The 21,251-nt window shown below is 63.8% G+C and carries 22 protein-coding genes; 15 read left to right on the forward strand and 7 right to left on the reverse strand.

The features are described 5' to 3' along the window. The first annotated feature begins 12 nt into the window (after positions 1-12). Complete coding sequence (locus WFP44_RS04030) at positions 13-1,167, forward strand: alpha-hydroxy acid oxidase (RefSeq protein ID WP_336925086.1); 1,155 nt, start codon at positions 13-15, stop codon at positions 1,165-1,167. On the opposite strand, the gene WFP44_RS04035 is transcribed toward WFP44_RS04030, so the two are convergent. Further along, positions 1,164-2,162, reverse strand: a complete 999-nt coding sequence (locus tag WFP44_RS04035) for an NAD-dependent epimerase/dehydratase family protein (RefSeq protein WP_336925087.1) — start codon at positions 2,160-2,162, stop codon at positions 1,164-1,166. The two genes, WFP44_RS04030 and WFP44_RS04035, sit on opposite strands and share 4 nt — an antisense overlap. 119 nt (positions 2,163-2,281) lie before the next feature. Between WFP44_RS04035 and WFP44_RS04040 the strand changes: the two genes are divergently transcribed. Continuing rightward, a complete protein-coding gene (locus WFP44_RS04040; RefSeq protein ID WP_336925088.1) occupies positions 2,282-3,241 on the forward strand; it encodes a PDZ domain-containing protein in 960 nt (319 codons plus the stop codon). Between the two features lie 10 nt (positions 3,242-3,251). Here the strand turns inward: WFP44_RS04040 and WFP44_RS04045 are convergent, their stop codons facing one another. Then, positions 3,252-3,761, reverse strand: coding sequence for a flavin reductase family protein (locus tag WFP44_RS04045; RefSeq protein WP_336925089.1), 510 nt, complete (start codon positions 3,759-3,761; stop codon positions 3,252-3,254). Positions 3,762-3,881: 120 nt separating this feature from the next. On the opposite strand from WFP44_RS04045, the gene ribB reads away from it, so the two are divergent. The 4 genes from ribB to WFP44_RS04065 all read left to right on the forward strand — a co-directional run bounded on the left by ribB (position 3,882) and on the right by WFP44_RS04065 (position 7,094). Continuing rightward, complete coding sequence (ribB, locus tag WFP44_RS04050) at positions 3,882-5,180, forward strand: 3,4-dihydroxy-2-butanone-4-phosphate synthase (protein ID WP_336925090.1); 1,299 nt, start codon at positions 3,882-3,884, stop codon at positions 5,178-5,180. A gap of 12 nt (positions 5,181-5,192) precedes the next feature. Further along, on the forward strand, positions 5,193-5,606 hold the full coding sequence (gene ribH, locus WFP44_RS04055; RefSeq protein ID WP_336925091.1) for a 6,7-dimethyl-8-ribityllumazine synthase: 414 nt from the start codon (positions 5,193-5,195) through the stop codon (positions 5,604-5,606). Beyond that, positions 5,603-6,538: an aldo/keto reductase gene (locus WFP44_RS04060; protein WP_336925093.1), complete on the forward strand. Its 936-nt coding sequence runs from the start codon at positions 5,603-5,605 to the stop codon at positions 6,536-6,538. The genes ribH and WFP44_RS04060 overlap by 4 nt, the downstream gene beginning before the upstream one ends. 238 nt (positions 6,539-6,776) lie before the next feature. Then, on the forward strand, positions 6,777-7,094 hold the full coding sequence (locus WFP44_RS04065) for a hypothetical protein (RefSeq protein ID WP_336925095.1): 318 nt from the start codon (positions 6,777-6,779) through the stop codon (positions 7,092-7,094). 22 nt (positions 7,095-7,116) lie between these two features. On the opposite strand, the gene eno is transcribed toward WFP44_RS04065, so the two are convergent. Continuing rightward, positions 7,117-8,400: a phosphopyruvate hydratase gene (gene eno, locus WFP44_RS04070; protein ID WP_336925096.1), complete on the reverse strand. Its 1,284-nt coding sequence runs from the start codon at positions 8,398-8,400 to the stop codon at positions 7,117-7,119. Between eno and WFP44_RS04075 the strand changes: the two genes are divergently transcribed. From WFP44_RS04075 to WFP44_RS04100, 6 genes are all read left to right on the forward strand, one after another. After that, on the forward strand, positions 8,377-8,604 hold the full coding sequence (locus WFP44_RS04075) for a hypothetical protein (RefSeq protein ID WP_336925097.1): 228 nt from the start codon (positions 8,377-8,379) through the stop codon (positions 8,602-8,604). The genes eno and WFP44_RS04075 overlap by 24 nt on opposite strands. After that, positions 8,604-9,176: a hypothetical protein gene (locus tag WFP44_RS04080; protein ID WP_336925099.1), complete on the forward strand. Its 573-nt coding sequence runs from the start codon at positions 8,604-8,606 to the stop codon at positions 9,174-9,176. Before WFP44_RS04075 ends, WFP44_RS04080 begins: the two co-directional genes overlap by 1 nt. Before the next feature lie 6 nt (positions 9,177-9,182). Next, entirely contained in the window at positions 9,183-9,614 is a 432-nt protein-coding gene (locus WFP44_RS04085) for a phage holin family protein (protein ID WP_336925100.1), read from the forward strand. A gap of 3 nt (positions 9,615-9,617) precedes the next feature. Then, positions 9,618-9,998 (forward strand): hypothetical protein, encoded by a 381-nt coding sequence (locus WFP44_RS04090; RefSeq protein WP_336925101.1) that lies wholly within the window; start codon positions 9,618-9,620, stop codon positions 9,996-9,998. Then, positions 9,995-10,492 carry a hypothetical protein gene (locus tag WFP44_RS04095; protein ID WP_336925102.1) on the forward strand — a complete coding sequence of 166 codons (498 nt, stop codon included), beginning with the start codon at positions 9,995-9,997 and terminating at the stop codon, positions 10,490-10,492. The genes WFP44_RS04090 and WFP44_RS04095 overlap by 4 nt, the downstream gene beginning before the upstream one ends. A gap of 107 nt (positions 10,493-10,599) precedes the next feature. Then, entirely contained in the window at positions 10,600-10,827 is a 228-nt protein-coding gene (locus tag WFP44_RS04100; RefSeq protein WP_336925103.1) for a DUF4170 domain-containing protein, read from the forward strand. An 80-nt stretch (positions 10,828-10,907) separates the two neighbouring features. On the opposite strand, the gene greA is transcribed toward WFP44_RS04100, so the two are convergent. From greA to carA, 4 genes are all read right to left on the reverse strand, one after another. Continuing rightward, positions 10,908-11,375, reverse strand: a complete 468-nt coding sequence (greA, locus tag WFP44_RS04105) for a transcription elongation factor GreA (protein ID WP_336925104.1) — start codon at positions 11,373-11,375, stop codon at positions 10,908-10,910. A 96-nt stretch (positions 11,376-11,471) separates the two neighbouring features. Then, entirely contained in the window at positions 11,472-14,810 is a 3,339-nt protein-coding gene (gene carB, locus WFP44_RS04110; RefSeq protein WP_336925105.1) for a carbamoyl-phosphate synthase large subunit, read from the reverse strand. After that, entirely contained in the window at positions 14,811-15,308 is a 498-nt protein-coding gene (locus tag WFP44_RS15860) for a hypothetical protein (RefSeq protein WP_452039000.1), read from the reverse strand. Positions 15,309-15,370: 62 nt separating this feature from the next. Further along, positions 15,371-16,552 carry a glutamine-hydrolyzing carbamoyl-phosphate synthase small subunit gene (gene carA / locus WFP44_RS04120; RefSeq protein ID WP_336925108.1) on the reverse strand — a complete coding sequence of 394 codons (1,182 nt, stop codon included), beginning with the start codon at positions 16,550-16,552 and terminating at the stop codon, positions 15,371-15,373. A gap of 163 nt (positions 16,553-16,715) precedes the next feature. On the opposite strand from carA, the gene WFP44_RS04125 reads away from it, so the two are divergent. From WFP44_RS04125 to rpoD, 3 genes are all read left to right on the forward strand, one after another. After that, a complete protein-coding gene (locus WFP44_RS04125) occupies positions 16,716-17,168 on the forward strand; it encodes a GatB/YqeY domain-containing protein (protein WP_336925109.1) in 453 nt (150 codons plus the stop codon). An 89-nt stretch (positions 17,169-17,257) separates the two neighbouring features. After that, positions 17,258-19,192 (forward strand): DNA primase, encoded by a 1,935-nt coding sequence (gene dnaG / locus WFP44_RS04130; protein WP_336925110.1) that lies wholly within the window; start codon positions 17,258-17,260, stop codon positions 19,190-19,192. A gap of 7 nt (positions 19,193-19,199) precedes the next feature. After that, entirely contained in the window at positions 19,200-21,227 is a 2,028-nt protein-coding gene (gene rpoD / locus WFP44_RS04135; RefSeq protein ID WP_336925111.1) for an RNA polymerase sigma factor RpoD, read from the forward strand. Positions 21,228-21,251 lie beyond the last annotated feature (24 nt).

The following is a 21,251-nucleotide window of genomic DNA, read 5'->3' on the forward strand; positions in this document are numbered from 1 at the left end:
CGTCAAACGGCGGTGGGCGCGATTCTGGACTGCTGGAACATTGCCGACCTGCGCGACAAGGCGCAGGCGCGGTTGCCGCGCGGGATCTGGGAATATCTTGAGCGCGGGGTGGAGGACGAGCACGGCATGGCGCGCAACCGTGCCGCGCTCGACGCGCTCACCTTCGTGCCGCGCGTGATGCGGCGGGTGGACGCGATCGACACCAGCGCCACCATCTTCGGCCAGCCGGTTCCGCTCCCCCTCGCCATCGCCCCCACCGGCGCGGCGGGGCTGATCTGGCACAAGGGCGATGCGCATCTGGCGCGCGCTGCCGCGGCGGCAGGCGTGCCCTTCACCATTTCCAGCGCGGGCACCATGGATATCGAGGATATCGTGCCCGCCGGGGGCACGCAGTGGTTCCAGCTTTACCTCTGGCGCGACAAGGAACTGTCCTACGAGGTGGTGCGCCGCGCGCATTTGCTGGGATGCGGGGCGCTGTTCGTGACGCTCGACCTGCCGGTGATCCCCAACCGCGAATATCTGCACCGCAACGGCTATGGGATGCCGATCAAGGCCAACCGCCGCAATGTGCCCGATATGCTGTTGCATCCGCGCTGGCTGGCGGGCGTGCTGGGGCGCTATTTGCTGGAGGATGGCCGCCTGCCCACACAGGCCAACCTGCCCGCGCATCTCAAACATTCGGTCGCGCGCGGGGCAAAACCGGGCGCGCATTTCAAGCAGGACGATCTGGACGAGGACGCCTTGCGCCATCTGCGCGACCTGTGGCCGGGCAAGCTGGTGCTGAAGGGCATCCTGCACCCCGATGATGCGCGGCGCGCATTGGCGCTGGGGGTGGATGGCATCGTTGTTTCCAACCACGGCGCGCGCGCGCTCGATGGCGCGATCGCCGCGATCGATGCCCTGCCCGGCATTGTCGAGGCAGTGGGCGGCAAGCTCACCATCTTCCTCGACAGCGGGGTGCGCAGGGGCAGCGATATCGTGAAAGCGCGCGCGCTGGGCGCGGATGCGGTGATGGTGGGGCGCGCCGCGCTCTATGGTCTGGCGGCAGCGGGCGAAGCCGGGGTCGCCCGCGCGCTCGAATTGCTGGCAGAGGAGACGCGGCGCACCATGGCCATGCTGGGTGCGCGCAACTGGGGCGAAGTCAGCCGCGAAACGCTGGGCCTCTAAAGCCCTGCATAGCCGCGATACCATTCGACAAAGCGCGGCACGCCCACATCAACCGAGGTGGTGGGCCGGTAGCCCAGATCGCGGCTGATCGCGGAGATATCGGCAAAGGTGCGCGGCACATCGCCCGGCTGCATCGGCAGCATCTCGACAAGGGCCTCACGGCCGCACGCCTTTTCCAGCACCGCGATCACATCGGTCAGCTTTTCGCACTGATGGTTGCCGATATTGTAGATCGTGTGCGGGGCCACGCTGCCACCGGGTTTTGGCGCGCCGTCATCCGCCGGGGGATGATCCAGCGCCGCCACCACGCCCGCCACGATATCGTCGATATAGGTGAAATCGCGCCAGACCTCGCCATGGTTGAAGACCGGTATCGGCTGCCCTGTCAGTATCCTGTGCGTGAAGCTCCACACCATCATGTCGGGCCGCCCCCACGGGCCGTAAACGGTGAAAAAGCGCAAGCCCGTGAGCCGCAGGCGGTAGAGATGCGCGTAGGTCTCGCTCATCAATTCGTCCGCCTTCTTGGTGGCGGCATAGAGCGACATCGGGTGATCGACCCGGTCATCGACCGCAAACGGCACCTTCTTCGCCCCGCCATAAACCGAGCTGGAGCTGGCATAGACCATATGGGCGATGTGCCGCTCGCGCGCGATTTCCAGCAGGTTGAGATGCCCGGCGATATTGGCGGCGATATAGGCGCGCGGGTGGTCGATCGAATAGCGCACGCCCGGCTGCGCGCCCAGATGCACGATGGCATCGAAAGCCTCGCCATGCAGCGCATTGGCCAGCGCGATATGGTCGGAAAAATCCACCTGCTTGAACACGAACCGATCGCCTGCGCTTTGCGCCACCCGCGCGAGGCGATCCGTTTTCAGCGATACGGGATAGTAATCGTTGAGGCTATCTATCCCCAGCACGCTGTCGCCACGCGCCAACAGGCTGTCCGCCACCGCCGAACCAATAAAGCCCGCAACTCCGGTAACCAGATAACGCATGGATACTCCTGCTGACGGCCCAATCGGCGGCTCGCCCTGCCCCTAGCGCAGAATTGCTAAGGCTTCAAAAACAGCCGGTGCGCTTGATCCGCCCGGCGTGGCGGTTCACAAGCGGTGCAATGCTGCGTGCGGTTTTGTCCCTTCTCGTCTGCCACCTGCTGATGCTCGCAAGTCCGGCAGGGGCGCAGAGTTCAGCCAGCCTGTGGGAACAGGATCTGCGCCTTGCCTCTCTGGCCGAACGCCTGATGGGTGCCAATGCGCATTTGTGCCGCCATACCATGCCGCTGACCGGCATGATCATCCACAGCGCCGATCAGTACGGGCAGGAAGCGGGTGGGTGGTTCGTCAACGGCGCGGCCAGCGTGGCGCAGGTCCTGCCGGGCTCTGCCGCGGAACAGGCGGGGCTGCGGCCGGGCGATGGCCTGATCGCTATCGGCGGTATGCCGGTTGATCGCCTGCCACGCCGCCCCGGCTTTCCCTTGCGGGACGAGGTGTTCGAGCATCTGGCGCAGGTGTCGGGCGCAGTCACGCTGGACGTGCGGCGCGACGGGGTGCAGCACCGCGTCGGCATGAATGCGCCGCACGGATGCCGCGTTCTGGTGGAAGTGCTGGCGGATAGCGGCAACACCGCCCGTTCGGACGGGCGCGTGATCCAGATCAGCCACGCGCTGGCCGCAAGGCTGGACGAGTCGGGCCTGGCGGTGCTTTTCGCGCACGAGCTCGCCCATGCGGTGCTGGAACATCAACGGCGCCTGCGCGAAGCGGGCGTTGCCGAGGGATTGGCGGCCGAATTCGGGCGCAGCCGCCGACTCACCCGGCAGGCCGAGGTCGAGGCCGATCTGCTCTCCGCGCATCTTCTCGCCAATGCCGGGTTTGATCCCGCAATTGCCCCTGCTTTCTGGCAGGATACGGCCGCGCAGGTTCTGGGCACAGGCCTGCTGCGCAGCCGGGTCTATCCGCCCAATGCCGAACGGGCGCGCCTGATCGCGCGCGAGATTGCAACCGGGTTGGCGGGGCAGTCGCTCCCCTCGGCCGCCGCCCATCTGTTGATGCGGCGCGATCAGCCGATGGGCGATTAGTGCCGCCCCTTTATCGGCCGGGCGCCTCGCTGATGTCGATATATTGCCGGTCGAAATAGGTCAGCGGCGTGGCATCCTGCCGGTGCTTGGCGGCCGTCAATTCCCCGATAAAGATGCTGTGCGTGCCGAAATCATGCGCGTGCACAAGCTGGCAGACGAGGCTCGATTGCGCGCTGGCGAGCACCGGCACGCCATCGGCCATCTCCCAATCCCCCACGGTGAAGCGATCTGCCGCCGATGGCGTCATGAAGTGCTCCGCCACATCACGGTTGCCAAGGCCAAGCACGTTCACGCAAAAGCGCCCCTCCGCGAGCAAGGGGGCATGGAGCGAGGCGCTGCGGTTGATGCACACGAGCAGCGAGGGGGGATCGAAGCTGAGCGAGCTGACCGCGGTGGCGAGAATCCCATAGGATCGCCCCCCATGCCGCGTGGTCACGGCATAGACGGTGGCCGCGACATGGCGCATGGCCTTGCGGAAATCGTCCAGCAAGCCTTCGTGTTCGGGCATTGAATCGGTCACTGCGCCTCCCTGTGAACTCCATGCGCAAGCCCTGCGCGCGGCGCAAGCGGGAATGACGCAAAGGCGTAAATGTGAAGCTATTTGCTTGCGATCACATTTTAATGTGATAGACCGACGCGCATGGATGATACAACTGTTTTCAGGGTGCGCGAGGTTGTCGAAAGCGGGAAAATGACCCGTGCGGGGCTGGCGCGGGCGGCGGGGCTCCATGTCAATTCGCTGCGCGATTGCACGCTGCCCAGCTGGAATCCCACGGCGGACACATTGAGCAAGCTGGAACGCTTTCTTGACGATAACGACGACACCCCCGTGCTTGTCGGGATAGAGGAAATCATCGAGGAGGCGCGCAACGGCCGTATGTTCATTCTGGTGGATGACGAGGACCGCGAAAACGAAGGCGATCTTGTCATCCCGGCCCAGATGGCCACCCCCGACGCGATCAATTTCATGGCGACGCATGGCCGCGGCCTGATCTGCCTCGCGCTCACCCGGCAGCGTGTGGACACGCTGGGCCTCGACCTGATGAGCCGCAAGAACCGCACACGCCACGAAACCGCTTTCACTGTGGCGATCGAGGCGCGCGAGGGCGTGACCACGGGCATCAGCGCCGCCGACCGGGCGCGCACCATTTCGGTCGCCATCGACGCCAGCAAGGGCCCGGACGATATCGTCACTCCCGGCCATGTCTTCCCGCTGGTCGCACGCGAAGGCGGCGTGCTGGTGCGCGCCGGCCATACCGAAGCGGCGGTGGACATCTCCCGCCTTGCCGGCCTCAACCCCAGCGGTGTGATCTGTGAAATCATGAACGAGGACGGCACGATGGCCCGCCTCGACGATCTGATCCGCTTCGGCCGCCGCCATGGCCTGAAAATCGGCACGATCCGCGATCTTATCGCTTACCGCCGCCAGCACGATCACCTGCTGGAACAGCGCGCCGAAACGCGTTTCCGCAGCCACTGGGGCGGCGAATGGCGCGCGATCAGCTTCTGGAACAAGGCGACCCGCAGCGAAACGATGGCGCTGGTCAAGGGCCATATCGACCCCGCCCGCCCCACGCTGGTGCGGATGCACGCGCTCTCGCTGTTCGACGATATCTTCGCGCAGGACACAGAACGGCACGGCCTGCTCGAAGGGGCGATGCGCGCGATTGCCGAAGAAGGTGCGGGCGTGGTCGTGCTGATCAACCGGCCGACCGACGATTATGTCAGCCGCGCGATCCACAGCCAGAAAGGCGGCCCTCCCCCGCTCGAAAATGCAAGCGACGAACCCACCGAACAGCGCGATTACGGCGTGGGCGCGCAGATTCTTGCCGAGCTGGGCGTGCGCGACATGGTGCTGCTTACCAATACCCGCCACTCGCTCGTCGGCCTTGAAGGCTATGGCCTTTCGATTGTCGGCGAACAGCCGATTGCCAAGTAAGGATTTCCCAAAATGGCCCGATTTCTGATAGTTGAGGCGCGTTTCTACGCCCATTTGAACGATATGCTGATCGAAGGGGCGCGCACCGCGCTGGTGGCGGCGGGACACAGTGTTGAGGTGCTGACCGTGCCCGGCGCGCTGGAAGTCCCCGGCGCGATTGCGGCGGCGGCCAATTATTACGACGGCTTTGTTGCGCTGGGCGTGGTGATCCGGGGCGAGACCTATCACTTTGAAATCGTGGCGGGCGAAAGCGCGCGCGGCATCATGGCGCTGACGATGGACGGAATTGCCGTGGGCAACGGCATCCTGACGACCGAAAACGAGGCGCAGGCAATCTACCGCGCCGATCCGAAACAGGGCAATAAGGGGGCAGTCGCAGCCGAAGCGGCGATGGCGCTGCTGGCTATCGGAGAGAGATACGCATGACCCTTCACCCCTCGCAAGGCGGAATCCCGCTGGTTCTGGGCGGCAATGTCTTTGGCTTCACCGCCGATCTGGATGCCAGTTTCGCCGTGCTTGACCGCTTTTACGAGGCGGGCGGGCGGATGGTGGATACCGCCCAGGGCTATTCGGTCTGGGTACCCGGCCATGTCGGGGGCGAAAGCGAGGCAGTGATTGGCAAGTGGCTGGAATCGCGCGGCATTCGTTCCGAAATGAAGATTGCCACCAAGACCGGAATGTTCGGCAAGCCGGGCGATCTGGCCCCGGCCAAAGTGGCGGAGGAACTGGACAAATCGCTGGTGCGGCTGCGCACCGATTACGTTGACCTGTATTACGCGCACCGCGATGAAGAAGAGACGCCGCAGCCCGAAGTTGCTGCCGGTTTTGATGCGCTGGTGAAGGCCGGTAAAGTGCGCGAACTGGGCGCGTCGAATTACGATGCATCCCGCCTTGCCTCGCTCAACGCAGCCGCGGACAACGGCGGGCATACGCGCTTCACCGTTCTGCAGAACGAATATAATCTGGTCTGCCGGGAGGCGTTTCCGGCCGATTTGCAGATGCTCTGCGCCGAGCAGGATATCCTGCATTTTCCGTGGTTTGGCCTTGCCGCCGGGTTTCTGACCGGCAAATACCGCAGCCGCGCGGATCTCGAAAAGCACAACCGTGGCTCCTCGATCGAACGCTTTTTCGAGCGGGGGCTGAAAGTGCTGCCGGTGCTGGACGAAGTCGTGGCCGAAACCGGCGCCAGCCACGGTGCGGTGGCGCTGGCCTGGCTCCTCGCCCAGCCCGGCATCGCTGCCCCTATTGCCAGCGCCAGCAAGCCCGAACAGCTCGACATTCAGTTCGAAGCGCTGACGCTCAAGCTCAGCGCGGAGCAATTGGCGCAGCTGACGGCAGCGGGCCAACCACCGGACTGAGCGCGACACAAAGGCACCCAAAGCGACACGCGGTGACAGGCCGACCCATCGGCGGGGCCAAAACCATGCTCAGAAGCGCCAAACAGGCCCACATAATCCGGCCCGTGAAAGCCAACAAAATCCAACGCAAATCACATTATAATGTGATCGATGTGATGCCGGGATGCGGTTTCCTGTAGGAAATATTCGCAAAGCCCCTGCGCCGGGAACCCGCAGCGCCCCCATCCTTTATGCGAGAATGAACGGGCCCCTCGAATGGATCGCCGCCATCGGCACGATGCTTGCCGCTGGCTTGATTGCCGCGGATCGCGGTCGCCGCGCCACCGGCTGGGGCTTTATCCTGTTCTGCGCTGTATCGGTGACATGGATCGTATCCGGCCTCACCTCGGGCGCCATGCCGATTGCCGCGATGAACGCGGTTCTTCTGTGCATCAATCTGTGGGGCGTGTGGCAATATCTGCTCAGCCCCAAGAATCGCCGGGTCATGGAAATGATGGAGGCTGTTCAGCCCCGGATCGAGGCCGAGGTCGAGAAGGAAATGGCGCGGGAGGGTTAGCCCCCACCCCGCGCCCGAACCCTTACTTCAAGCGGCCAAAACACGCGCGTCCGGCATAGACAGCGCTGTCGCCCAGTTCCTCCTCGATACGGATGAGCTGGTTATATTTGGCAAGCCGGTCCGACCGGGCAAGGCTGCCGGTTTTGATCTGCCCGCAATTGGTGGCCACCGCCAGATCGGCAATGGTGGCATCCTCGGTCTCGCCCGAACGATGGCTCATCACGCTGGTGTAACCGGCGCGGTGCGCAATCTCCACCGCCTGCAGCGTTTCGGACAGCGAGCCGATCTGGTTGACCTTCACCAGCAGCGAATTGGCCAGTCCCTTGTCGATCCCCATGGCAAGGCGGCGCGGATTGGTGACGAACAGGTCATCGCCCACCAATTGCACACTGCTGCCAATCCTGTCGGTCAGCAGTTTCCAGCCTTCGAAATCGTCCTCGGCCATCCCATCCTCGATCGATCGGATCGGATAGGCCTTGCACAGATCGGCCAGGTAATCGGCCATTTCGGACGGGCTGAGCGACGTCCCCTCGCCCGCCATGTCGTAGCGGCCATCGCTGAAAAATTCGGTGCTCGCACAATCGAGCGCCAGCGCGATGTCCTCGCCCGGCTTGAAGCCTGCCTGTTCAATGCTCGCCATGATGAAATCCAGCGCATCGCGCGTGCTGGCAAGGTTGGGGGCAAAGCCGCCTTCATCGCCCACAGATGTGGACAGGCCCTTCTGCGACAGGCCCTTCTTCAGCGTGTGGAACACTTCCGCGCCCCAGCGCACGGCTTCGGCCAGGCTGTCTGCGCCCAGCGGCATGATCATGAATTCCTGGATGTCGATCGGGTTGTCCGCGTGCTCCCCGCCATTGATGATGTTCATCATCGGCACCGGCAGGACATGGGCGGATACGCCGCCAATATAGGAATAGAGCGGCAGGCCGCGCGCATTGGCCGCCGCCTTTGCCACCGCCAGCGAGGTGCCCAGAATGGCGTTCGCGCCCAGATTGCTCTTGTTCGCGCTGCCATCCAGTTCGATCATGATCGCGTCGATATCGCGCTGATCCTCGGCATCGAGGCCCAGCAGCGCATCGCTGATCGGGCCGTTCACGGCTTCGACGGCCTGCAGCACGCCCTTGCCCATGTAGCGCGTCTTGTCCCCGTCGCGCAGTTCCACCGCCTCGTGCGCGCCGGTGCTGGCACCCGAAGGCACGGCGGCGCGGCCAAAGCTGCCGTCCTCCAGCAACACGTCCACTTCAACCGTGGGGTTGCCTCGGCTGTCGAGGATTTCGCGGCCGTGAATATCGATGATGGCAGTCATGATGCGTTTCCTGTCCTGATGCGCAATCTGCGGGCGGGTGTGGCGCGCGCGGTTGCAATATGGCAAAACGGCCCCGATATCGAATGCGATACCGGCTGTGTGCGGAACCCCTATTCCGGGGAACGGACAGGCGCAAGCCGCGTTGGCCATTCACATGACCGGCTTGATGATGGTTTGCCGGATTTTACAAAGGGGAAGCATTGATGGCTCAGGATACACCCAAGCCCGCCACCGCCAAGCCGCGCAGCACCAAGCCGCGCACCGCCAAGGCTGCGGCCTCCGCTGCACCCACCGCCGGCGTGGAAGAAGCCCGGTCGCGCTTCACCGCTGCGGTGGAAGAAGCCAAGGCAGGTGCCGCCGCGCTGACGGGTGAGGCGAAGGCCCGCGCCGCCACGCTGACGGACACCGCCAAGACGCGCGCCGCCGCCTATGCCGGCGATGCCCGCGCCAAGGGCGAGGATTGGGCTGGCGAAGCGCGCAGCAAGGCCGCCGAACTTGCCGTTGAAGGCAAGGCCAAGGCCGGCGAAGCACTGGTTGGCCTGAGCCGCGTGGTGGAAGAAAACGCCCCCGTCATCGATGAAAAGCTGGGCCAGAAATACGGCGATTATGCGCGCAATGCTTCGCGTTCGCTCCAGACCACGGCCGAAAAACTCAACGCCAAGAGCGTGGAGGAACTGGGCGAGGATGCGCGCGAATTTGTCCGCCAGAACCCCGGCAAGTCGCTGGGGATCGCGGTGGTCGCAGGCTATTTGCTGTCGCGCCTGTTTCGCCGGTAAACGGCCTTGACCGATCCGGTAGAGGGGCCGCCGGTTCAATCGGCAGATGCAGGTGCGGGCGGCGGCGGTGGAGATGCCCCTCCGCCGCCTCCGCCGCCTGCCGGCACACTGATTGACGATATCGAGGCGCTGATAGCCGACGCCCGCAATTGGGCGGATGCCGAACTGGTTTACCAGAAGACGCGCATCAGCTTTGTGATCGCTTGCCTCAAGCGCTCGCTCGCCATGGGTGTGGCCGCAGGCGTGCTGGGGCTGTTCGCGCTGATCGGGCTGACCGTGGGTCTGGTCATCGCGCTCACGCCCTATGTCACCGCCTGGGGTGCCACGGCAATCGTTGCAGGCGGGCTTGGACTGGGCGCGTTCCTGTGTGTGCGCGCTGCCTCGCGTGCCTGGGGTGAGGCCATTGGCGCCGTGCGCGATGACGAGGAACAGGTATAGCCAATGTCTCCCTTGAAACTTCGCCTGATCGAAGACCGCGCCATGCGCGATGCCGCGCGCGCGGTGGTGGAGGCTGATATCGCCCGCCTCAAGGATGGCGTGCAGGTGCAGGGCCTTGCCTCGCGCACGGCGGAGGCAGGCACCGATTACCTGCGGATTATGGGTGAAGGGGCACTCGATCTTGTGCGCGAGGACAAGGCCAGGGCGGGCGCGTATGCCGCCCTCGCCGCCGCCGCGCTCGCCGCATGGCTGTTTCGCGATACGCTGGCCGAGGCCATGCGCGGATTATGGGACGGGCTGACGGAACACGCGCCCGATTCCACCGTTTCAGAACATGACACGCCCCCGGATAATGCCGGCGGCCATGTGGAGCAGCAGCCATGAGCGAAGACAAACGCCAGCAGATCAAGGAACGCATTACCGCCGCACAGGCACGGCAGGCGGAAACGGACGGGGAAAATCTCGTCGCCGTGCTGGCCGAAAAGGCCACTGAAGCCAAGGATCAGTTCACCAGCTTTGCCCGGCGCCATCCGGTGGCAACGGTTGCGGGAGGTCTGGCGTTGGGTGTGCTGGTCTCCGCACTCTTCCGCAATTCCCCCACCCGCCGTGCGGGCGTCTATGCCGGCACCAAGGCAGCCGGTCTCGCCGCGCTGGCCGGTGAAATGGCCGTTGCCTTTGCCGCGCAGGCCATTCAGGGCGCAAAGGACGCGGGCCGCGCGGGGGCCGATCTGGCCGAGGATGTGGGCGACAAGGCGCATGATGCCGCGCGCAAGGTGCGCCGCGAAGCCGCCTATCGCGCCTCTGCCGCCAATGATGCCGCGCGCAGCACGGCACGCGAAATCGGCAAGACGGTGGCCCGCTCCATCCGTCGGCATTGAACGGCGCCTGAAAGGAATTGGAACAGCAATCTTTCGCACTTGCGGCAAAAGCATATTTGCCTAAGTAGCGGGTGAAACCGGTTTCACTCACGCGAAAGGCTGCATTGATGTCCCAACAGCTCCTCCATCTCGTCATGGGCGGCAAGGTTGTCGATACCCAGGGGATCGAGTTCCAGGATCTGAAGGACATTCATGTCGTCGGCTTCTACGCCTCCTATGCCGAGGCGGAGGCTGCGTGGCGCAGCTGGGCGCAGCGCACGGTGGACGATGCAGAGATGAAATATGTCATCGTCCACCTGCACCGCCTGCTGGAACCGACGCTGGCAAAGGATTGACCGGCACGCCACCGCGGACACAAACAAAAACCCCCGCCATCACAGCGGGGGTTTGTGTTTTCAGGCATGGCTGCCAAAGGTCAGATGAACTCGACCTTCTCGATCAGGTAGAACTTCTCGCCCGAAGGCACCGTCACTTCCACCTCGTCGCCCACGCTCTTGCCGATCAGCGCCCGGCCCAACGGGCTGTCATAGGAAATGCGGCCCTTCTTCGCGTCGCTCTCCGCCTGGCCGACAATCTGGTAGCGCTGCGGCTTGTCATCCTCGTCCAGCACGGTGACTGTTGCGCCGAACACCACCCGATCGCCCGAAAGCGTGGTGGGATCGATGATCTGCGCGCGGCTGACGCGGTCTTCCAGTTCGGAAATCTGCGCTTCGACCTGCCCCTGCCGCTCCTTTGCCGCATGGTATTCGGCATTTTCCGACAGATCGCCATGGGCGCGCGCTTCCTCGATCGCCTCCACGATCTTCGGGCGTTCCTGGCGAAGGGCATTTAGGGCGGTAGTCAGCATTTCATAGCCTTCCGCCAGCATCGGCACACGTTCCATTCTGGTCCCTGTCTCCAGCTTCGTCCCGTCAAAAGAAGCCCTGCCGCCCCAAACGGGCGGGCTGCCGGGCTTCTGTTGTAGAGGGGGATTTATTTGTCAGAGTGCATAATAGTCCTGCAATGAGCGGACTTCAAGATCAGCGGCCCGAACCGTGACAATTGCCTGCGCCACCGCGGCCGCTGCCGAGGCGGTGGTGTAGTAGGGCACCTTGGCCGTGAGCGCAGAGGCGCGGATGGACTGGCTGTCCTTGTGGCTCTGCCAGCCTTCGGTGGTGTTGAAGATCAGCGCGATCTCGCCGTCCACGATCATGTCCACGATATGCCGGCGCCCTTCGGCCACCTTGTTCACCCGCGTGACCGGAATGCCCGCTTCGGCAAGATATTTGGCCGTGCCGCCGGTCGCCACCACGGTAAAGCCAAAGGCCACCAGCTTCTTCACCGGATCGAGAATCAGCGCCTTGTCGCTGTCCTTGACCGAGACGAACAGCGTGCCGCCATCGGGGGGCATCGTGCCTTCCGCAATCTGGCTCTTGGTGTAAGCGGTGGCAAAATCCATATCGATTCCCATCACTTCGCCCGTGCTCTTCATTTCCGGTGTAAGCACCGGGTCGGAACCGGGGAAGCGGGCAAAGGGGAATACGGCTTCCTTCACCGCCATATAGGGCATTTCGCGGCGGAAGGGCGGGAAGGTGTTCAGCTTCTCGCCCGCCATCACGCGCGCGGCAATCTTCGCCACCGGCTGGCCGATCGCCTTGGCCACGAAAGGCACGGTGCGGCTGGCGCGCGGGTTCACCTCGATCAGGTAGACCTCGCCATCCTTCACCGCAAACTGCACATTCATCAACCCGCGCACGCCCAGACCACGCGCCAGCGCATCGGCCTGCCGCTCCATCTCGGCCACGATTTCGCCCGGCAGGCTGTAAGGTGGCAGGGTGCAGGCGCTGTCGCCGGAGTGCACCCCGGCTTCCTCGATATGCTGCATCACGCCCGCGATCACCACATCGTCGCCATCGCACAGCGCATCAACATCGCATTCGATGGCATCGCGCAGATACTGGTCCACCAGCACCGGGCTGTCGCCCGACACATTCACCGCCGTGGCGATGTAATCATCAAGCTGCGCCTCGCTGTCGACAATCTCCATCGCGCGGCCCCCCAGCACATAGGAGGGGCGCAGCAGCACCGGATAGCCGATGCGCGCGGCCACCGCCGCCGCCTCGTCGCGGCTGCGGGCAATGCCGTTCATCGGCTGCTTCAGCTTCAGCTTGTCGACCAGCTTGGCAAACCGTTCGCGGTCCTCGGCAAGGTCGATGGCATCGGGCGAAGTGCCCAGAATCGGCACCCCCGCTTCCTGCAAGGCCTGCGCCAGCTTGAGCGGCGTCTGCCCGCCAAACTGCACGATCACGCCCAAGAGCGTGCCCTTCGACATTTCCACGCGCAGGATTTCCAGCACGTCTTCGGCGGTCAGCGGCTCGAAATAGAGACGGTCGCTGGTGTCGTAATCGGTCGACACGGTTTCCGGGTTGCAGTTGACCATGATCGTTTCATAGCCCGGCCCGTCGGCATCGCTGCCCAGCGCGAAACAGGCATGGACGCAGCAATAGTCGAACTCGATCCCCTGCCCGATGCGGTTCGGCCCGCCGCCCAGAATCACCACCTTCTTGCGGTCGGACGGATCAGCCTCGTTCTCCGGCTCGCCAAAGGACGGCGCTTCATAGGTGGAATACATATAGGGCGTGATCGCCTCGAACTCCGCCGCGCAGCTGTCGATCCGCTTGAACACGGGCAGCACGCCCAGCTTCTCGCGCAGCTCGCGCACTTCGTCTTCCGATGTGGCACCCGCCATGGCGCGCAGGGCATCGTGCAGCAGGCCTGAACGCTTGGCCTGCGTTTCGCCCAGCCCGCCCGCCACATGGACAGAGCGCACCGCCAGCGTGGCGAGCCGCTTGTCCGAAAAGCCCATCGCCTTCAAGCGGCGCAGACCGGCGGCATCGCCGGGCAGGCCGTCTTCACCGATCTTGCGTTCCTCGTCGATGATCTCACAGATATGGCGCAGGAACCACGGATCGTAATGCGTGATCGCGTTGATTTCCTCGACAGTGAACCCTTCGCGGAAGGCCTGGCCGACCTTGAGCAGCCGGTCAGGCGCGCGAATAGAGAGCGCAGCGGTAATCTCGTCGCGCGTCGCGCCTTCGAGTTCGAGCACGCGGTTGAAGCCATCGAGGCCGGTTTCGAGGCCCCGCAGCGCCTTTTGCAAGGATTCCTTGAAGTTGCGGCCAATCGCCATCACTTCGCCCACGCTCTTCATCGCGGTGGACAGTTCCGCCTTGGACCCCTTGAACTTTTCAAAGGCAAAGCGCGGGATCTTGGTGACGACATAATCAATCGTCGGCTCGAACGAAGCCGGCGTTGCGCCGGTGATTTCGTTGGTAATCTCGTCCAGCGTATAACCCACCGCCAGCTTCGCCGCGACGCGCGCAATGGGAAAGCCGGTGGCCTTGGATGCCAGCGCCGAGGAGCGCGAGACGCGCGGGTTCATCTCGATCACGATCAGGCGGCCATCCCGGGGGTTGACCGCGAACTGCACATTCGACCCGCCGGTTTCCACGCCAATCTCGCGCAGCACCGCGATGCTGGCGTTGCGCATGATCTGGTATTCCTTGTCGGTCAGCGTGAGCGCGGGTGCGACGGTGATGGAATCGCCCGTGTGGACGCCCATCGGATCAACATTTTCGATGGAGCAGATGATGATGCAATTGTCGGCGCGGTCGCGCACGACTTCCATCTCGTATTCCTTCCACCCCAGCAGCGATTCCTCGATCAGCACTTCGGTGGTGGGGCTGGCTTCCAGCCCGCCGCGCACAATCGCTTCGAATTCGGCGCGGTTATAGGCAATGCCACCGCCGGTGCCGCCAAGGGTGAAGCTGGGGCGGATGATGGCGGGCAGGCCCGTGCGTTCCAGCACGGCAAAGGCTTCCTCCACCGTATTCGCGACGCCCGAACGCGCGCTTTCGAGGCCGATCTTGTCCATCGCCTCGCGGAAGCGCTGGCGGTTTTCGGCCTTGTCGATCGCATCGGCCTTGGCCCCGATCATTTCCACGCCGTATTCGGCCAGCACGCCCATCTCGTCCAGCTTCAGCGCGCAGTTGAGCGCGGTCTGCCCGCCCATGGTGGGCAGCAGCGCATCGGGCCGTTCCTTGGCGATGATCTTGGCGACGATATCGGGGGTGATCGGCTCGATATAGGTGGCGTCGGCAAACTCCGGATCGGTCATGATCGTGGCCGGGTTGGAGTTGACGAGGATGACGCGGTAGCCCTCCTCCTTCAGCGCCTTGATCGCCTGCGTGCCGGAATAATCGAACTCGCACGCCTGGCCGATGATGATCGGGCCAGCGCCAATGACGAGGATCGAGGAGATGTCAGTTCTTTTGGGCATTTAGCTCAACTTCGCTACTGAAAGCCCCTTCCCTGCAGGGAAGGGGTTGGGGATGGGGGTACCACGATGGCGGAAAAGCGACTGACCAGCCTCGCGCGAGAACTGCGCAACAACCCGACAGAAGCGGAAAAACTGTTGTGGCAGCACTTGTGCGCCAGCCAGTTTTGCGGCGTGAAATTCACGCGGCAATGCCAGATTGGCGGCTTCATAGTCGATTTCGCGTGCCGCCGGTTGCGTATCGCCATTGAACTGGACGGTGGGCAGCACGCCGAAAGCTGTGCCGACGGGGGCCGAACACAAATCATTGAAGCCCACGGCTACCGCGTGATCCGCTTCTGGAACAGCGATGTGCTGGGGAACATTGACGGGGTGTTGCAGGTCATTGCGCATGAAATCGCCATCGCCCGAAACCAATGCTGAAAAGCCCCTTCCTTTGAGGGAAAAGGTTGGGGATAGGTTCATCACGCCCAAAATGACGCCCTCCCCCATCACCGCCAAGCCCCCATCCCCAACCCTTCCCCAAGGGGAAGGGAGTTTACCTGAGAGGCGCTGCCCGAAGTTCACCCCAACATCCCCACAAACTTCTCGAACAGATAGAAGCTGTCCTGCGGGCCGGGGCTTGCTTCCGGGTGATACTGCACCCCGAAGGCGCGCTTGCCGCTGATCGCGATGCCGCAGTTCGACCCATCAAACAGCGAGCGGTGCGTTTCCACCACGCCTTCGGGCAAGGTCGCCGCATCCACCGCAAAGCCGTGGTTCATGGATGTGATTTCCACCAGCCCCTCGGTTGCGCCCCAATTGCCGCCAACGCGCTGAACCGGGTGGTTCGCACCGCGGTGGCCCTGGTGCATCTTCACCGTCTTCGCGCCCGCCGCCAGCGCGAGCATCTGGTGGCCGAGACAGATGCCGAACAGCGGCATATCGCGTTCCAGCAGTGCTTTAATTACCGGCACCGCATATTCCCCCGTCGCCGCCGGATCGCCGGGGCCATTGGACAGGAACACGCCATCGGGCTTGAGCGACAGGATTTCCTCCAGCGAAGTCTTGGCCGGAACCACCGTCACCCGCGCCCCGGCCTTCACCAGATTGCGGAAGATATTGTCCTTCGCGCCGTAATCGATGGCGACAACGTGCGGTCTGGCATCGCGGGAGGCGCGGCCATAGCCGTGGCCAAGGCGCCAAGAACCGCCTTCCCAGCCTTCCTGCCCCTTGCGCGTCACGCGCTGGGCGAGGTCCATGCCTTCCAGCCCCGGCCATTCCTGCGCGCGCTGGAGCAAGGCATCGAGGTCGAACTTGCCATCGGGCGCGTGGGCGATCACCGCATTGGGCGCCCCCGACTGGCGGATGCGGCGCGTCAGCGCGCGGGTATCCACGCCGGAAAGGCCGATCTTGCCGTAACCGGCCATCCATTCGGCAAATTCGCGGGTGGAGCGGAAGTTGGAGCTGTGCGTCACTTCCTCGCGCACCACGCAGCCCACCGCGCCTTCCACCGCGCTTTCCACATCCTCGTCATTCGTGCCGACATTGCCGATATGCGGGAAGGTGAAGGTGACGATCTGCGCGGCATAGGAGGGATCGGTCATCACTTCCTGATAGCCGGTCATCGATGTGTTGAAGCACACCTCGCCAACAGCACTGCCGGTGGCGCCAAAGCCCTTGCCCCATACCACCGTGCCATCGGCCAGAACCAGGACGCCGGTCGCCCCCTTAGGTTGCGCGTGCGAAGGCGCGGAAAAGGCCATGATGGTCTCCCGTGAGCAGATAATGCGATAATGCGTGCTAAGAGGTGGCCGCTATAGCCGCGCCCCCCTCGCGTCAAGGCTGGGGGCGAACTATATTTGCCACATACGCGCGCTTTCCCTAGGGCAGCGCGGGAAACCATCCACAGGAAAGAGACGCAGGAAAATGCTTCGCGATACGATCAAGACCGAAACCGTGGCCGCCATGAAGGCAGGCGACAAGGGCCGCACCGCCGCGCTGCGCCTGATCGGCGCGAAGATCAAGGACCGCGACATTGAACTGCGGACCGGCACAGCGCCCGACAATGACGATGATCTGGTGGTCGATGTGCTGCGCAAGATGGCAAAACAGCGCCGCGAATCGATTGCCTTGTACGAACAGGGCGGCCGCGCCGAACTGGCCGCACAGGAACAGGCCGAACTCGCCGTGATCGAGGAATTCCTGCCCCAGACGCTGAGCGACGAGCAGACCACCGCCGCGATTCTGGCGATCAAGGCCGAAATCGGCGCGCAAAGCGTGAAGGACATGGGGCGCGTGATGGCCGAACTGAAGGCCCGCCACGGCGCGCAGCTCGACATGAGTAAGGCCAGCGGTCTGGTGAAAGCGGCGCTGAGCTAATCCACAAGACTCTCCTCCCGCTTGCGGGAGAGCGCCACAAATCTCCTCTCCCGCTTGCGGGAGGGGCTGGGGGTGGGCAATAGGAACGCATGGCCCTTTCACCCCAATGGCTGGACGAACTGCGCGCACGGGTGACGCTGTCCTCCGTCATCATGCGCACGGTCAAGCTGACGCGCGCGGGGCGCGAATGGAAGGCGTGCTGCCCCTTCCATCAGGAAAAGTCGCCCAGCTTCACCGTCAACGACCAGAAGGGCTTCTACCACTGTTTCGGCTGCCAGGCGCATGGCGATGTCATCAGCTGGATGACCGACAGCCAAGGCCTGTCCTTCATGGATGCGGTGAAGGAGCTGGCGGCGCAAGCGGGCATGGAAGTGCCCGCCCCCTCCCCGCGTGAGGCGCAGGCGGCGCAGCAGCGCGCTGGCCTGCACGATGTGTGCGGGGCCGCACAGCAATGGTTCGTGGCCCAGCTGGCCTCGCCTGCCGGCAAGGCGGCGCGCGATTACCTCAAGCGGCGCGGCTTCAACGCGCGCACAGTGGAGCGTTTCGGCTTTGGCTTCGCACCCGATGACCGCAGCGCGCTGAAAACCGCGCTTGCCCGGTTTGACGAAAGCCTGCTGGTGGAAGCGGGCCTGCTGATCCAGGTGGACGACCCCGGATCGCGGTCCGGGGCAGGCAAGCCCAGCTACGACCGGTTCCGGGGCCGGTTGATGCTGCCCATTCAGGATGCGCGCGAGCGGGTGATCGGCTTTGGCGGGCGCGTGCTGGAAGACCGGGATGGAGTGGCGAAATACCTCAACAGCCCCGATACGCCGTTGTTCGACAAGGGCCGCACGCTTTACAACCTCCACCGCGCCGGGCCGGCGAGCCGCAAGAGCGGGCGCGTGGTGGTGGTCGAAGGTTATATGGATGTCATCGCGCTGGCGGCGGCGGGGATCGACGATGCCGTCGCCCCCATGGGCACCGCGCTGACCGAACAGCAGATCGAGCTTCTGTGGCGGTTGGTGGACAAGCCGGTGCTGTGTTTTGATGGCGACAATGCCGGGCGGCGCGCGGCGATGAAGGCGGCCTTGCGTGCGCTTCCCCTGCTGCGCCCCGGCCATTCGCTGCAATTCGTGCAGCTTCCATCGGGCATGGACCCCGACGATGTGGTGAAAAGCCAGGGCAAGCAGGCCATGGAGGCAATGCTGGCCGCGCCCGTGCCGCTGCTCGATCTGGTCTGGCAAATGGAACGCGACGCCGCCCCGCTTGCCTCTCCGGAAGACAAGGCAGGGCTGAAGGCGCGCCTGATGGCCCATGCCGATGGAATCGCGCATCCCGATATCAAGGCGCTCTACCGGCGCGAATGGCTGGAACGCTATTCGGTCTTTGCCTTTCCCCCGCGCGAGGCGCGAAGCGCCATGCCGGCCCGCTGGCAGGGCAAGGGCGGCAAGCCTTCCACCCCCGTCCAATCGCCCGAGATGACCGCGCGGCTGCGCCAGATGACGCGCGGGGGCACGCGCGGCGCGTTCCGCGATGCGCTGGCGCAGGCAGTGCTGGGCGGTCTTGCGCGCTATCCCGACCAGATCGAGCGTCATGCCGAACACCTGCTGCGCCTGTCGATCAGTGTTCCGGAAACCGCGCCGGTGGTGGATTTGCTGCTCCAGGCCGCCGAAGGGCTTGAAGCTGGCGCAGGCGCGCCCATATCGCCGGCAGGCATCCTGCCGCCGCCGCCGGATAACACCCGTTTCACCTTCCTTGGCGAAGGCTCCGATCCGGACGACGCGCGAGAGGACCTGGCCGAAGCGATTGCCCTGCTCGTGGAAAAACCCGAGCTGGAAGACGCAATAGCCGCAGCCACGGCCCGGTTTGACTCCGATCCCGAAGGCGCTTTTGCCGAGCAGCAACGCTTGCGCAAACGAAAGCTGGAAATTGAGGAGCGTATCGGGCAAATGGCACGCAAACGCGCCTCTGCCCCTGCGGCAGAAAGCAAGGGACATATTGCCGGGGACGCACACAATTCCCACGGTGACAAGGAAACGGATTGAAAGCCAGATGGCGGCCGAAGACACCAGCACCCAGACCGATGATGCACCGCTGATCGACCTTAACGAAGCTTCCATCAAGAAGCTGATCTCCAAGGCGCGGCGCCGTGGTTACATCACTTATGATGAGCTGAACGATGCGCTGCCTTCGGATCAGATGAGCCCCGACCAGATCGAGGACATCCAGACCGCGATTTCCGAAATGGGCGTGCAGATCGTCGAAAGCGACGAGGATGCTGCCGAGGAAGAGGGCGAAGAATCCGCCGAGGATGCGGCCGCCGATGATGATTCGGGCGAGGACGACGGCGAGGACAAGAACGTCCCCGAGAAGAAGCGCACCGTCGGCGCGGGCGAACGCACTGATGACCCGGTGCGGATGTACTTGCGCGAAATGGGCGCAGTCGAACTGCTGAGCCGCGAAGGCGAAATTGCCATCGCCAAGCGGATCGAGGCCGGGCGCGACACCATGATCATGGGCCTGTGTGAAAGCCCGATCACCTTCCACGCCATCATCATGTGGTCCGAAGCGCTGAACAATGGCGAGATGCAGCTGCGCGAGATCCTCGATCTTGACGCCATGCTGTCCAAGGAGCCGCCCGTCGACAAGATGGAGGAAGGCGCCGAGGACGATGACGACGACGGCGAAATCTCCGAAGCGACTGCCGGCCCCACTATCCGCGAGGAAGAGGAAGAGGAAGAGCCGGAAGAGGAGCTCGACGAGGACGGAGAGCCGGTCACCCGCCGCCGCGAGGAGGATGACGAGGAAGACAACACCATGTCCCTCGCCCAGATGGAAGCCGCATTGAAGCCCGAGGCGCTGGAGCGCTTTGCCCGCATCACCGACCTGTTCAAGAAGTTCGAGAAGCTTCAGGCTGAACGCGTCGAGGTTCTGGGCCGTGGGGACGAGTTCCCCAAGGCCAAGGAAAACAAATACGAAGAACTGCGCGAACAGCTGACCGCCGAGGTCGAAAGCGTGCAGTTCCACGCCAGCAAGATCGAATATCTGGTCGACAATCTCTATGCCTTCAACCGCCGGCTGACTGCCCTTGGCGGGCAGATGCTGCGCCTGGCCGAACGGCACAAGGTGAAGCGCGCCGATTTCCTTGACAGCTATGTCGGCAATGAGCTGGACGAAGCCTGGCTCGCCACCATGGCAAAGAAGGACAAGAAGTGGGCCGCCTTTGCCGAGAAGGAAGCCGACGGGGTGGAGCGCATCCGCGCCGAAATCGCGGACATCGCCAGCGCCACGGGCATGAGCCTCAACGAATTCCGCCGCATCGTGAACATGGTGCAGAAGGGCGAGCGTGAGGCGCGCATTGCCAAGAAGGAAATGGTCGAGGCCAATCTGCGCCTGGTAATTTCCATCGCCAAGAAATACACCAATCGCGGCCTGCAATTCCTTGATCTTATTCAGGAAGGCAATATCGGCCTGATGAAGGCGGTCGACAAGTTCGAATACCGCCGCGGCTACAAGTTCAGCACTTATGCCACATGGTGGATCCGGCAGGCGATCACCCGCTCCATCGCGGATCAGGCGCGCACCATCCGTATCCCGGTGCACATGATCGAGACGATCAACAAGCTGGTGCGCACAAGCCGCCAGTTCCTGCACGAACAGGGCCGCGAGCCGACGCCGGAGGAAATGGCCGAACGCCTTTCCATGCCACTGGAAAAGGTGCGCAAGGTGATGAAAATCGCCAAGGAGCCGATCAGCCTCGAAACCCCGATCGGGGACGAGGAAGACAGCCATCTGGGCGATTTCATCGAGGACAAGAACGCCGTCATCCCGGTGGATGCGGCGATTCAGGCAAACCTGCGCGAAACGGTCACCCGCGTGCTGGCTAGCCTCACCCCGCGCGAGGAACGCGTGCTGCGGATGCGCTTTGGCATCGGCATGAACACCGATCACACGCTGGAAGAAGTCGGCCAGCAGTTCTCGGTCACCCGCGAACGCATCCGGCAGATCGAGGCGAAGGCGTTGCGCAAGCTCAAGCACCCCAGCCGGTCACGCAAGATGCGCTCGTTCCTCGATCAGTAATTGCCGAAAGACCCCGCTCCGGCG

The organism is Alteraurantiacibacter palmitatis, assembly GCF_037154115.1.
GTDB classification, from domain to species: Bacteria; Pseudomonadota; Alphaproteobacteria; order Sphingomonadales; family Sphingomonadaceae; genus Alteraurantiacibacter; species Alteraurantiacibacter palmitatis.